Annotated in this window: 13 protein-coding genes; 10 read left to right on the top strand and 3 right to left on the bottom strand. The window is 66.4% G+C overall.

Going from position 1 to position 12,712, the window contains the following annotated elements; translation table 11 throughout:
• Window positions 1-30: 30 nt before the first annotated feature.
• Together ACYVKM_RS01195 and ACYVKM_RS01190 are read left to right on the top strand one after the other, a co-directional pair.
• Entirely contained in the window at window positions 31-1,467 is a 1,437-nt protein-coding gene (locus ACYVKM_RS01195) for an RNB domain-containing ribonuclease (RefSeq protein ID WP_460875162.1), read from the top strand.
• A 179-nt stretch (window positions 1,468-1,646) separates the two neighbouring features.
• The gene (locus ACYVKM_RS01190; RefSeq protein ID WP_460875161.1) at window positions 1,647-1,883 is read left to right on the top strand and encodes a hypothetical protein; all 237 of its coding nucleotides are present in this window, start codon (window positions 1,647-1,649) and stop codon (window positions 1,881-1,883) included.
• A 189-nt stretch (window positions 1,884-2,072) separates the two neighbouring features.
• Here the strand turns inward: ACYVKM_RS01190 and ACYVKM_RS01185 are convergent, their stop codons facing one another.
• The gene (locus ACYVKM_RS01185; RefSeq protein ID WP_460875160.1) at window positions 2,073-3,848 is read right to left on the bottom strand and encodes an acyl-CoA dehydrogenase C-terminal domain-containing protein; all 1,776 of its coding nucleotides are present in this window, start codon (window positions 3,846-3,848) and stop codon (window positions 2,073-2,075) included.
• Window positions 3,849-3,888: 40 nt separating this feature from the next.
• Entirely contained in the window at window positions 3,889-4,371 is a 483-nt protein-coding gene (locus tag ACYVKM_RS01180) for a hypothetical protein (RefSeq protein ID WP_460875159.1), read from the bottom strand.
• A 121-nt stretch (window positions 4,372-4,492) separates the two neighbouring features.
• Here ACYVKM_RS01180 and ACYVKM_RS01175 point away from each other — a divergent pair, with 121 nt between their 5' ends.
• From ACYVKM_RS01175 to ACYVKM_RS01140, 8 genes are all read left to right on the top strand, one after another.
• The gene (locus ACYVKM_RS01175; RefSeq protein ID WP_460875158.1) at window positions 4,493-4,960 is read left to right on the top strand and encodes an SET domain-containing protein; all 468 of its coding nucleotides are present in this window, start codon (window positions 4,493-4,495) and stop codon (window positions 4,958-4,960) included.
• A gap of 85 nt (window positions 4,961-5,045) precedes the next feature.
• Window positions 5,046-5,564 carry an RDD family protein gene (locus ACYVKM_RS01170; RefSeq protein WP_460875157.1) on the top strand — a complete coding sequence of 173 codons (519 nt, stop codon included), beginning with the start codon at window positions 5,046-5,048 and terminating at the stop codon, window positions 5,562-5,564.
• A complete protein-coding gene (locus ACYVKM_RS01165) occupies window positions 5,564-6,244 on the top strand; it encodes an RDD family protein (protein WP_460875156.1) in 681 nt (226 codons plus the stop codon). The genes ACYVKM_RS01170 and ACYVKM_RS01165 overlap by 1 nt, the downstream gene beginning before the upstream one ends.
• Entirely contained in the window at window positions 6,241-7,218 is a 978-nt protein-coding gene (locus ACYVKM_RS01160; RefSeq protein WP_460875155.1) for a stage II sporulation protein M, read from the top strand. The genes ACYVKM_RS01165 and ACYVKM_RS01160 overlap by 4 nt, the downstream gene beginning before the upstream one ends.
• A complete protein-coding gene (locus tag ACYVKM_RS01155) occupies window positions 7,208-8,737 on the top strand; it encodes a DUF4129 domain-containing protein (protein WP_460875154.1) in 1,530 nt (509 codons plus the stop codon). Before ACYVKM_RS01160 ends, ACYVKM_RS01155 begins: the two co-directional genes overlap by 11 nt.
• On the top strand, window positions 8,734-9,858 hold the full coding sequence (locus tag ACYVKM_RS01150) for a DUF4350 domain-containing protein (RefSeq protein ID WP_460875153.1): 1,125 nt from the start codon (window positions 8,734-8,736) through the stop codon (window positions 9,856-9,858). Before ACYVKM_RS01155 ends, ACYVKM_RS01150 begins: the two co-directional genes overlap by 4 nt.
• Window positions 9,855-10,862, top strand: a complete 1,008-nt coding sequence (locus ACYVKM_RS01145) for an AAA family ATPase (protein ID WP_460875152.1) — start codon at window positions 9,855-9,857, stop codon at window positions 10,860-10,862. The genes ACYVKM_RS01150 and ACYVKM_RS01145 overlap by 4 nt, the downstream gene beginning before the upstream one ends.
• Entirely contained in the window at window positions 10,862-12,169 is a 1,308-nt protein-coding gene (locus tag ACYVKM_RS01140; protein WP_460875151.1) for a DUF58 domain-containing protein, read from the top strand. Before ACYVKM_RS01145 ends, ACYVKM_RS01140 begins: the two co-directional genes overlap by 1 nt.
• A 19-nt stretch (window positions 12,170-12,188) precedes the next feature.
• Here ACYVKM_RS01140 and ACYVKM_RS01135 read toward each other — a convergent pair whose 3' ends face one another.
• Window positions 12,189-12,698: a GreA/GreB family elongation factor gene (locus tag ACYVKM_RS01135; RefSeq protein WP_460875150.1), complete on the bottom strand. Its 510-nt coding sequence runs from the start codon at window positions 12,696-12,698 to the stop codon at window positions 12,189-12,191.
• Window positions 12,699-12,712 lie beyond the last annotated feature (14 nt).

Here is a 12,712-nt window from a genome sequence, read left to right as displayed (position 1 = left end):
GTCGCCAGCCACCCGCCTGGAAGATTGCCTGTGTCGACCACCCGCCGCATCCATGTTCAAGCCGACAACGACGCACTCACGCAGGGCATGCGTGACATTCAGGCCACGCTGAAACTGCCACTGGCGTTTCCGCCGGAAGTCGAGGCCGCCGCCGCACGGGCCGCCGCCAATCCGCGGCTGCCCGAGCTCGATCGTACCGATATCGCGCTGATCACGATCGATCCGCCGGGATCGATGGACCTGGACCAGGCGATGTACGTCGAGCACGGCGGTGCCGGTTATCGCGTCTACTACGCGATTGCCGATGTCGCCGCCTTTGTCACCGCCGGCGACCCGGTCGATCTCGAGGCGAACCGGCGCGGCGAGACGCTGTACGGCGCGGATGCCAAGATCCCGTTACATCCCAAAGTGCTGTCCGAGGGTGCCACCTCGCTGTTGCCGGGCCAGTTGCGCCCCGCCCTGCTTTGGACGATCGAGCTGGACAAAGGTGGCGAGATCGCCGGTATCGACGTGCGGCGAGCACGCGTCACCAGCCGCGCCAGGCTCGACTACGCCGGTGTACAGCGGCTGATCGACGCCGGTACCGCCGATCCGATGTGGGCCGTGTTGCGCGAGATCGGCGAATTGCGCCGGCAGCGCGAATTCTCCCGTGGCGGTATCAGCCTGCCGTTGCCCGAGCAGGAAATCGACGTGGTCGACGGCCAGTGGACGCTGGCCTTCCGTGCGCGCCTGCCGGTCGAGGACTGGAACGAGCAGATCTCGCTGTTGACCGGCATGGCGGCGGCGCAGCTGATGGTGCAGGCGAAGGTCGGCCTGCTGCGCACCTTGCCCGAACCCGAACCGCAGTCGCTGCAGCGATTGCGCATCACCGCGAAGGCGCTCGGCATCGACTGGCCGCCTGCACGGAGCTATCCCGATTTCATCCGTTCGCTCGACCCGGCCAAGGACACGCATGTCGCGATGCTGACCGCGTGCACCACGGTGCTGCGCGGCGCCGGCTATGCGGCGTTCGACGGCGAGCTGCCTGCGCAGCCGATGCAGTGGGCGCTGGCCGCGGAATATACCCACGCCACCGCGCCGCTGCGTCGGCTGGTCGATCGCTACACCGGCGAAGTCTGCGTGGCGCTGTGCGCGAAGCAGCCAGTACCCGCGTGGGTACTCTCGGCGTTGCCGGGCCTGCCCGCCACGATGCAGGCCTCGGGCCATCGCGCGCGGCAGTACGAGAAGGCCGTCCTCGATCTGGCCGAAGCGGAGGTGCTGGCCGCACGCGTAGGCGAGACCTTCGCCGGCGCCATCGTCGAGGTCGCGTCCGGCGACCCCAAGAAGGGCGTCGTCATCGTGCGCGACCCCGCGATCGAGGCGACCGTTTCCAGCGCGTCCGCACTGCCCTTGGGAGCCGATGTCGAGGTCAGGCTGGTCGAAGCGGACCCGGCCACGCGCACCACGCGTTTCGAGCTCGCCGAATAGCGGGCGGCCAGGCGAGACCCGGCAGAAGGCGATCAAGTCTTTCTGCGATCCGTCCGATCGCACGCCCGGATTCAGGAGTCTCCTTGCGGATGTGGACCGTGATCGGGCGACAGCCGCACCATGCCACGGCATCGTGTGTTTCGGTCTGGAGTTGGCAAGCATATTGCTTCGTTCAATGCATGAACGATCATGCCTATGACATCTCCTACCTGCTCGAGTCCGAATCGGTCGTGGCCGAGGCGCCCGTTCCGCGCATCGTGAAAACGCCGCCTGTCGCGTCACGGAAGCCGAGCGTCGCGGATGCGCAGGAAGCCATGGCACGTGAACTGCTGCTGGCCGCCGATGCCCATGAAGAACTCATCCAGCAGTACCTGCGGATGGGGGGAAGCACGCTTCAGGACAGCTCCAGGTACTGATGTGCTGCGAGCGGCCGTGAATGATGTCGTTCTTGCGCCATAGGTGACCAACCTGGGCACATCCCTCATGGTCAGCCGGTGGCAGTGGTCGTCTCTTGAACGTCATCGGCCGTTGAACGACTGACCGGTATGCGATCCAAAAAAGAGCCCGGGCATGCCCGGGCTCTTTGCTGATGGTCCGATGATGTCTCAGGCGATGTCGGGCAAGGTGCCGACGCCGGCCTCGATGGCTGCTTTGTGCATCAGAGTGCGCGGCAGCAGTCGGGCGAAGTAGAACGCGGCGGTGTCGCGCTTGGCCTGCTTGAACGCGGCCGACTGGTGGCTGGCCTCGGCGGCGGTCACGCTGCGTGCCCACAGGTAGGCCAGGGTGACGTAGCCGGAGTAGTACAGATAGTCGTTGGCGGCGGCGCCGAGTTCCTCCGGGTTGGCCTGCATGCGCTGGGCCAGACTCACGGTGAGGTCGCTCCATTCCCTGGTGGCGACAGCCAGCGGGCCGATCAGGCTGCGCAGCGATGCGTCGGCGCTGTGCTGCTGGCAGAACGCGCTGATCTCCTGCAGGAAGTGCTTGGCGCCGACACCCTGCAGCTGGAGGATCTTGCGGCCGAGCAGGTCGGCGGCCTGGATCCCGGTGGTGCCTTCATACAGGGTGATGATGCGGGCATCGCGCACGAACTGCTCCATGCCGTTCTCGGCGATGTAGCCGTGACCGCCATAGACCTGCAGGGCTTCCTTGGTGCATTCCTGCGCCAGTTCGGTGACGACACCCTTGGCGATCGGAATGAGGAAGGCGACCAGCTCGCCGGCGGCCTTGCGGGCGGCCTCGTCGGCGGCACGCGATTCGATGTCGGTCTGCAGCGCGGTATACAGCACCAGCGCGCGCGAGCCTTCGACGAACGCGCGCTGGGTCAACAGCATGCGGCGCACGTCCGGCTGCACCAGCAAGTTGTCGGCCGGCTTGTCGGGGAATTTCGGTCCGGACAGCGAGCGCGACTGCAGCCGCTCGCGCGCGTAGTTGAGGCTGTTCTGCAGCGCGCGCTCGGCCAGCGCCAGGCCCTGCACGCCGACCGACAGGCGTGCCGCATTCATCATGGTGAACATCGCCATCAAGCCCTTGTGCGGCTTGCCGATCAGGTAGCCTTCGGCGCCGTCGAAGTTCATCACGCAGGTGGAGCAGGCGTGGATGCCCATCTTGTGCTCGATCGCGCCGGCGGCGACCGTGTTGCGCGCGCCGAGCGAACCATCCTCGTTCACCTTGAACTTCGGCACGATGAACATCGAGATGCCACGGCTGCCTTCCGGCGCGTCGGGCAGGCGCGCAAGCACCAGGTGCACGATGTTCTCGGTGAGGTCGTGCTCGCCGGCGCTGATGAAGATCTTGGTGCCGGTGATCTTGTAGGTGCCGTTGTCGCCGGCCTCCGCACGGGTCTTCAGCAGGCCAAGGTCGGAGCCGGCCTGGGGTTCGGTCAGGCACATCGTGCCGGTCCAGCGGCCTTCGACGATCGGCTTCATGAAGCGTTCGCGCTGCCATTCCTCGCCGTGGATTTCCAGCGCGTGGGTGGCGCCTTCGGACAGCAGCGGATACAGGCTCCACGCCAGGTTGCCGGACTGGAAGATCTCGGTGGTGGCGGTGCCGAGCACGCCGGGCAGCGCCTGGCCGCCGTATTTTTCAGGGTTGGTCAGGCCGGTCCAACCGCCTTCCGCAAACTGCTTGAAGGCTTCCTTGAAGCCCTTTGGCGTGGTCACCGACTGGCTGGCCTTGTCGAAGTGGCAGCCTTCCTCGTCGGCGGGGCCATTGGTCGGTGCCAGCAACTGCTCGCTGAGGCGGCCGGCTTCCTCCAGCACGGCATCGAGCAGGTCGCGGCTGTGTGCCTCGCCGCCGCGCAGCGAGGTCAGGGTCTTTTCGGCGCCGAGCACGTCGAACAGGGCGAAACGCAGATCGTCGAGCGGGGCCTTGTAGGCAGTCATGTTGATTCCTTCGGTGAAAGATGACGTCGTGGCTGCGACGTCAGCGGTAAGTGTTGGGGATGCCAGGTACCGGCGAGAGCCAGTCGTTGCCGCTGAAATCGAAATCGCGCGGCTGTTTTTCCTGCTCGGGTTTCGCATTGGTGCTGCCGCTGACGCGGTAGCCGAGCGAGCCGGCGCTGCCCTTGCCGGCGATGGCATGGAGCGCGGTGCTCATCGGCTCCGTGGGCAGCACGTCGAGCTGGATCACGTCTCCGACCAGCGCCGGAATATCCAGCCTGAAATCCGCATGCAGGCGGATCGGCACCAGGGCGGCGATCTGCAACTGGCCGTCGATCGAACTGAAATCCATTTCGCCATAGCTGTTGTTCTGGATGCGCACGGTCAGCCGCCACTGGCCGTTCGGCAGCACGACCAGTTGCTGGATGCTCACCGTGGGCGGGTAGACGCTTTTCTTCTGTGGCCCGCAGGCGAGCAGACCGGCAACCAGGATGACCAGCAGAAAACCGCGCAACAGTCGTTTCATGGTGACTCCTCAAACGATTGTTTGAATCTTAGCCCAGCAGGCATGACAAAGTCAGCGCCGGTTCCCATGGCGAGACACAGCGGGCATCATCGTGGGTCCTTCCCAAGCCGCAGACTTCTTCATGACCCGTCGCATCACCGCCCGCCGCTCGCCGATCCACGGCAATGGCGTATTCGCCACCACCCCTATCCCCAAGGGCGAGGAGATCATCGAGTACAAGGGCAGGCTGCTGACCCATGTCGAAGCCGACGAGCTGTACGGAGATGGCGGCGAGACAGGCCACACGTTCCTGTTCACGCTCAACGACGAGTACATCATCGACGCCAACCAGCATGGCAACAGCGCACGCTGGATCAACCACAGCTGCGCGCCGAACTGCCGCGCGGTGGTCGAGGAGAGCGCCAGCGGCGATCCGCGCAGGGACCGCGTGGTGATCGAGACGATTCGCGCGATCAAGCCCGGTGAGGAGCTCACCTACGACTACGGCATCGTGCTGGAAGTGCCGCACACGGCGCGCCTGAAGAAGCTGTGGGTGTGCCTGTGCGGCTCGCCGAAATGCACCGGTACCCTGCTCAAGCCCAAGCGGTAGTCAGCGGTCAAAATTCGCTTCTATACTCGCATCGTTGCCCGACATGGGGGAGGGCAACGGGGACAGCAACAAGGGGAAGGAAGCGATGGAAGCGAATCCGTATGCCGCGCCAGCGGCCGTGGTCGACGATGTGGCCGCATGGGATGCGCATGATCTGGAAAACCGCAAGTCCGGACGTGGCAAACGCCTTGGCGCTGCGCTGCTGGATGGCCTGGTCAGCCTGATCTGGATCCTCCCGATCATCTGGGGCGCCACCATGGCGACTGGCGTCAGGCAGGGGCTGAAGCCTGCTTCGCCAATGGTGGGCCTGATAGTGCTGGGTCTGGCCCTGTTGATCGGCGTATTCGTCGTCAACTGCATCATGATTCATCGCAGCGGCCAGACCATCGGCAAGCGCGCGCTGGACATTGCCATCGTGCGCACCGACGGCAACCGTGTCGGGTTGGCCCGCTACATCTTCCTGCGGGTGGTGCCGGTCATTCTGATCGGCCTGATCCCTGTCGTGGGCAGGCTTGTCAATCTGGTCGATCCGTTGCTGATCTTCGGCAAGGAACGGCGCTGTCTGCATGACCTGATCGCCGACACCATCGTCGTCGACGTTTGATGCTCGACACGGTACGCGAGATCGAAACCCCCGAGGGGATCAGCCTGCGTCTGCGCGCTGCCGGCGCGCTGCCGCGTGCGCAGGCATGGATGCTCGATGCACTGCTGCGCATGGGTGCGTTCGTGTTGGCGATGATCCCGCTGGGATTGCTCGGCGTGGGTGGCAACGGGCTGGCCATGCTGCTGATGTTCGGATTGATGTGGGCCTATTCGGTGGTGTGCGAGGTCTGGCTGGGCGGCCAGACGCTGGGCAAGCGCGCGCTCGGCCTGCGCGTGGTCAATGCCGATGGCACGCCGGTGACGTGGGTGCCGTCGGTGGTGCGCAACCTGCTGCGCGTGGTGGATGCGTTGCCCGGCGTGTATGGCGTCGGCCTGGTCTGCACGCTGATCGACCCGCATGCACGCCGCATCGGCGACATCGTGGCTGGCACGATGGTGGTGCATGCGGTCGAGCTGCCGGCCGGCACGCAGGTGCCGACGATGGCGGCCATACCGCCGCCGGTTGTGCTGGCGGCGGACGAGCAGGCTGCCCTGGTGGAATTCGCCGAGCGTTCCGGCCAGCTCACCCTGCAACGGCAGGAGGAACTGGCCAACCTGCTGATGCCGTTGACCGGCCGCCGCGATGGCGCCGCCGTGTCGCAGCTGATCGCTCATGCCAACTGGCTGCTGGGGCGCTCATGAAGCAGGAGCGTTTCGTCGCCATGTACGGTCGCGAGTGGGACGTCCTGCAGTCCTGGCTGAGCGCACTCGACCGGCAGCCACAACGCACCATGCGGCAGGAACATGCGCTGGATTTCCCGCAATCCTACCGACGCCTGTGCCACCAGCTGGCGCTGGCGCGCGGGCGCGGCTACAGCCGCGAGGTCACCGATCGGCTGCAGCGACTGGTGCAGCAGGGGCATCGCGTGCTGTACCAGCCGCCGGCGCCACGCTGGCATCGGGTGGCCGTGTTCCTGCTGGCCGGTTTTCCGCGACTGGTACGGTCGCAGTGGCGTTGCATGACGGCAGCGCTGCTGCTGTTCTATCTGCCTGCGCTGGCGACCCTGGTGCTTATGCAGCTGCGTCCCGAGCTGGCGCATACGGTATTCAGCAGTGCGCAACTGGCGCAGTTCGAAAAGATGTACGACCCGGCGAATACCCACATCGGGCGCAGCAGCGGCACCGATCTGCAGATGTTCGGCTTTTACGTGATGAACAACGTCGGCATCGCGTTCCGTACTTTCGCCTCGGGCTTGTTCTTCGGCGTCGGTGCAGTCTATGTGCTGGCCGCCAACGGCGTGCTGATCGGCGGCGTGGCCGGGCATCTCACCGCGATCGGTTACGGTGGTCCGTTCTGGCGTTTCGTGGTGGGGCATTCGGCGTTCGAGCTGAGCGCGCTGGTGATTGCCGGCGGTGCCGGGCTGCAGTTGGGCCTGACCCTGTTGATGCCGGGTCGGCAACGACGCGGACCGGCGCTGGTCGCGGCCGGCTGGATCGGCGCGCAGCTGGCGCTGGGCGCGTTCGCGATGCTGCTGGCCGCGGCCTTCATCGAGGCGTACTGGTCGTCGATCGCAGCGTTGCCGGACGGAGTGAAATTCGGCAGCGGTGCGTTGCTGTGGCTGCTCGTGCTGGGCTGGTTGTGGCGCGGCGGCAGGGAGCGCAGCCATGGAGCTTGAGCGGATCAGCGTGGTGCTGCGGCCACGTGCGCCACGCGAGGCGCTGGATCTGGGCGCCACGATGCTGCGGGCGAATGCGCGCGCCGTGTGGTCGGCATGGTTTGCGTTCACCTTGCCGGTATTCGTGATCTGCAATGCGCTCGGTGTTGCATTGGGGCTGCCCTGGCTGGGCCTGGTGCTGATGTGGTGGCTCAAGCCGTTGTTCGACCGGTTGCCGCTGTACGTGTTGTCGCGCGCGGTGTTCGATCGTGCGCCAGGCTGGCGCGAGACCCTGCATGGCCAGGGTCAGTGGTCGTGGGGCAGCACCTGGGCGGCGTTGAGCTGGTTGCGGGTCGACAGCAACCGTTCGCTGCGCCTGCCACTGGACTTGCTCGAAGGCCTGCCGCGCAAGCAACGTTCGGCACGCTGGAGCGTATTGCGCAGGCGCACCGTGACCGACGCCAGCCTGCTCACTTACGGCTGCCTGCAATTCGAACTGGTGCTGTTCCTCAGCGTGTGGCTGCTGGCGATGCTGTTGATTCCACGCGAATGGCTGCCGGAGTCGTTGCGCGACTTCTTTCGTGTCGACGTGCACGCGGCATCGACGATCTGGATGCTGCTGACTTCGTTGGTGGCCTATCTGGCGATGAGCGCGATCGAGCCGCTGTACGTGGCATGCGGATTCGCGCTGTATCTCAACCGGCGCACGCAGCTGGAAGCGTGGGATATCGACCTGGCATTTCGTCGCCTGCGTCAGCGGTTGCTGCTGAGTGGCAAGGCGCTGGCCTTGCTGCTGGCGTGTGCCTGTTGCTGGCCGTTGTCCAGCCATGCGGCAGACAGTGCGCACGGTTCGCGTGTGACAACGCCAATGTCGCTGGAGCAGGTGTTCGGGCAGCCAGTGGACAACGCCGACCAGCAACGCTTCGCGGACGCGGCAGCCGAGACGTATCGGGATCCGCGCTTCGGAGGCGAGCGCAAGACGCGCGAATGGGTATTCAAGTACACGCCGGCACCGCGGCCGGCGGCCGTGCCCATGCAGCCACTGTTTCCGGGATTCGCCGGCGCGGTGGCGATGATCCTGAAACTGGCATTGTGGTTGGCGCTGGCGGTGGCGGTCATGGCACTGCTGCGATTCGTCTGGCGCCGATGGAGTACGCACACCGTCACCGATGCGGCACCGACCTCGCCGATACCGGCATTGCGCACGCAGGTGGTGGCGGATGCACCATTGCCGGCGGATCTGGCTGGCGCCATTCGCGCACTATGGCGGACGCAGCATCAGCGCGAGGCGCTGGCGTTGCTGTATCGCGGCTGTGTGGAACAGACCGCACGCTTGCTGCAGCTGCCGTCGTCGATGGATGCGACCGAGGCGGACTGGCTGCGTCAGGCCGCGGCGATGGCCGACCAGGCGCGCGCGCAACGCATCATCGCCATCGTGCGCACCTGGCAGTTCGCTGCCTATGCCGGACGCTACCCGGATGACGCCACCGTCGAGAACCTGCTGGTCGGCTGGCCGGCGCAGGCGGGGGCGCCGGCATGAACCGCAATGCGTTCTACGTGAGCCTGCTGGCGCTGGGCGTGCTGTTGCTCCTGGTCGGAGCCTTCTTTGCCACTTTCGAGCGCAAGGTTGTCACCGAACCAGTCCCCGCGCACGGCGAGGCGAACTTCAACCGCTTCTTTGCGCTCGAGCAAATACTGCGCCGGCTGGATTACACGGTGACCTCGCTGACTTCGCTGGATCCGCAGAAGATGCCGCTCAGGCCCGGCGACACCCTGGTGCTGGGTGACGATGTCGGCCGCGTCGATGTCGACGACGCCAGACGGATCGTTGCCTGGGTGCGCGCGGGTGGTCATTTGCTGCTGTCACCGGGGGCGGCGGTGGCCGTGCATACGCCATTGTACGAGGCATTGAACTTGCTCGATCCGCGCACGGCGGAGTACGCCTGCAGTGTGATCCATGCGGCGGGTGCTGCCGGCGGGAAGGAAGCCAGCGATGTGCAGTTGTGTGGCCAGCGGTTCCGGCTGAAACCGGCTGCCGGCGCAGCTGTCGATGCGGCGATCGGCAATCTGCAGGATGGCTATCTGTTCGCCCGCACAAGAGTGGCGGCCGGTTCGGTCAGCCTGCTGGTGAACATGGACATGCTCTCGCACGAACAGCTGCGCAAGACTGCGGCGCAGCAGTTCGGCTTGCGCCTGCTGGCGCCGAATCTCGGGCAGGGTGAGGTCTATCTGGTGTATGCGCTGGACGGCATGTCGTTCCTGAAACTGCTGCTGCTCAGGGGCTGGCCGGCGCTGCTGGCGCTGACCCTGCTGCTGGCTGCGTGGATGGCGATGCGCAGCGAGCGGTTCGGGCCGTTGATGCCGGCACAGTCATTGCACCGTCGTGCCCTGCTTGAACATATACAGGCGGCCGGTGAATTCATCTACCGTCGCGACAGCGGACGCAGTCTGCACAACCTGGCCTGCCAGGCGGTGCTGGTACGCCTGCGCCGACGCGACCCGGCCTGCATCATGCTGGTTGGCGATGCCCTGTACGCGCGTATCGCACAGCGCAGCCAGCTCGCTCCCGGGCAGGTCGCTCAGGCCTTTCAGTCACCCGCGAACGCGCAGGCGTTTCGTGCATGCATATCTACCCTGGCGCGACTCAGGAGCCGCCCATGACCATCGAGACTCTCACGGCCGAGCCGGCCACACCGCCGGTATCGTTGTCGACCGCCGAACTCGGCGAACACGCGCGTGCGCTGCGTGCGCAGGTCGCACACGCCTTCATCGGCCAGACCGAGGTGTTCGACCAGGTACTGCTGGCGTTGCTGGCGGCCGGGCACGTGCTGATCGAGGGTGTGCCCGGGCTGGGCAAGACCCTGCTGGTGCGTGCGCTGGCGGCATCAGTCAGCTGCACCTTCGGGCGAGTGCAGTTCACCCCGGACCTGATGCCGGCGGATGTCACCGGTCATGCGATCTACGATCCCAAGAGCGAGCGCTTCCAGATCCGCCGCGGCCCGGTGTTCGCCAACCTGCTGCTGGCCGACGAGATCAATCGCGCGCCGGCCAAGACACAGGCGGCGCTGCTGGAATCGATGCAGGAAGGGCAGGTCACCATCGAGGGGCGCCGCTTTCCGTTGCCGGCGCCGTTCATGGTGGTGGCCACGCAGAATCCGATCGAGCAGGAAGGTACCTATCCGCTGCCCGAGGCTCAGCTCGACCGCTTCCTGATCAAGGTATTGATCGGCTATCCCACGCTGGAAGACGAGCGCCGCATGGTCGCCAGCGTGGTCAACGGCAAGGTGGCCGCCGACCTCGATGTCTCGCGGGTGCAGCCGGTGATGGGGCAGCCGGAATTGCTGGCATTGCAGCAGGGTGTCGCCGCGATCCGCATGGATGCCGCGGTGACTGACTACGCCGTGCGCATCGTGCGCGCCACGCGCGAATGGCCGGGTGTGATCGGCGGCGCGGGTCCGCGCGGTGGGCTGGCACTGGCGCGGCTGGCGCGTGCGCAGGCGGTAATCGACGGCCGTGATTTCGTCACCCCGGACGACGTGCGCGCAGTGGCGTTGCCGGCGCTGCGGCATCGCCTGCTGCTGGCACCGGAGGCATTGATCGAGCGGCAGCGTGCGGACGATGTACTCGGCGCGCTGCTGCACAAGGTGCCCGCACCTCGCCAATGATGCGACCGTCGCCTCTCCTGTTGTGGCTGCTGGCAGGTTGGGCCGCACTCGGCGTGCTGACGAGTGTGGGCTGGCTGCCGTTGTCGGCATGGCTGGCGTATGCCCTGGTCGTGGCACTGCTGGCGCTGCTGGATGGCTGGCGCCTGCAGCGCATGCCGTCGCCGGACCTGCAGCGTGAGGTGTCCCCGGTGATGCCACTCGGCCCCGAGGCGCACGTTGGCCTGCGTCTGCGTGCGGTCGCTGCGCGCACACAGCACCTGCGCCTGCACGACCTGCACCCGGGCGGCTGGGCGGTGCGCGGGATGCCGCGCACATTGCTGCTGCGGCCCGGCAACGAACTGCTGCTCGACTACACGGTGACGCCGGATGCGCGCGGCCAGTTCGGTTTCGAAGGCTGCCATCTGCAACTGCGTTCCCCGTGGCAATGCTGGACATCCCTTCGGTTTGTTGGTGTGACCTCCACGGTGAAGGTCTATCCGAACTTCGCATCACTGGCCGAGCTGGCCGGACTCAGCGTCGAGCTGGCCTCGCGCAGCGTCGGTGCACGGCTGCAGCGTCGTCGCGGTGAAGGGACCGAATTCCAGGAGCTGCGCGACTATCGCGTCGGCGACAGCCTGCGCAAGATCGACTGGAAGGCCACCGCGCGCAGCAACCGGCTGATCTCGCGCGAGTATCGCGACGAGCGCAACCAGCAGGTGGTGCTGATGCTCGACTGCGGCCGACGCATGCTGGCGCAGGACGATCATCTGGCGCATTTCGACCATGTGCTGAATGCCTCGCTGGCGCTGGCCAGCATCGCGCTGCGTCAGGGCGATGCGGTCGGCATGCTGGCCTGCACCGGTCAGCAACAGCGCTGGCTGCCGCCGCAGCAGGGCGGTGGCGGCATGGACATGCTGCTCGCCGCCGGCTATGACCTGCAGGCGATGCCGCTGGCCACCGATTACCTTGCCGCGGCCAGTGCACTGCAGGCACACCAGCAGCGTCGTGCGCTGATCGTGCTGGTCACCAACGTACGCGACGAGGACGATGCGGAGCTGCGTGCGGCCGTGGCCATGCTGGCGCAGCGTCATCTGGTGATGCTGGTCAGTCTGCGCGAGCTGGCACTGGACCGGGCCGCTGCCGAGGCCGGCGACAGCTTGGAAACCGGCATCCGCAGCGCGGCGGCGATGCACTATCTGAGCGAACGCGAGCGCGTGCACGAAGGCCTGCGCCGCGAAGGCGTGAACACGCTCGATGTCAGCTGCAGCGAGCTGTCCGGCGCGCTGATCGAGCGCTATCTCAGCGTGAAGCGGGGTGGTCGGCTCTAGGGCTGCAGCAGCGCGGTCGTCATGGCCGGGTCTCGCCGTCGTAGTCGATCGCCACCACCTCGATCAGCAGGTCGCCGGCCGGGCGTTTCCAGTTCACTTCATCGCCGATCTGGGCACCGAGCAAGGCCTGCGCCAGCGGCGAGAGGTAGCTGACCCGGTGCTGTTCCGCGTCGGCCTCGTCCTCACCGACGATGCAGTAGCGCTGCTCGCCCTCGACGCTGTCCACGGTGACGATCGCGCCGAACGCGACGCGATCCTGTGGTTGTGAGAGCAGATCCACCTCGATGGCGCTGTTCACCCGTGCGTGGAGCCAGCGCAGTTCGCGCTCCAGCGGCGCCAGTTCATTCTGCTGCGACAGCGTATCGCTCGAGGCTTTCAGCGCATCGCGTCGCGCGGTGGCCGCCTGCAGCCGCGCACGCAGCTGCGCCAGGCCACGCGGCGTGACGTAGTTCGGGTGCTCGCTCAATGGCATGTCCGGCAACGCCGGCGCATCGCCGTCGTCGGATTCCTTGGTGAAGGCTCGGCTCATCGTGCTCTCCTGCG

The organism is Rhodanobacter koreensis, from assembly GCF_054782855.1.
Note: the sequence above shows the minus strand (reverse complement) of the source record. Positions and strands in the feature narration are given on the sequence as shown.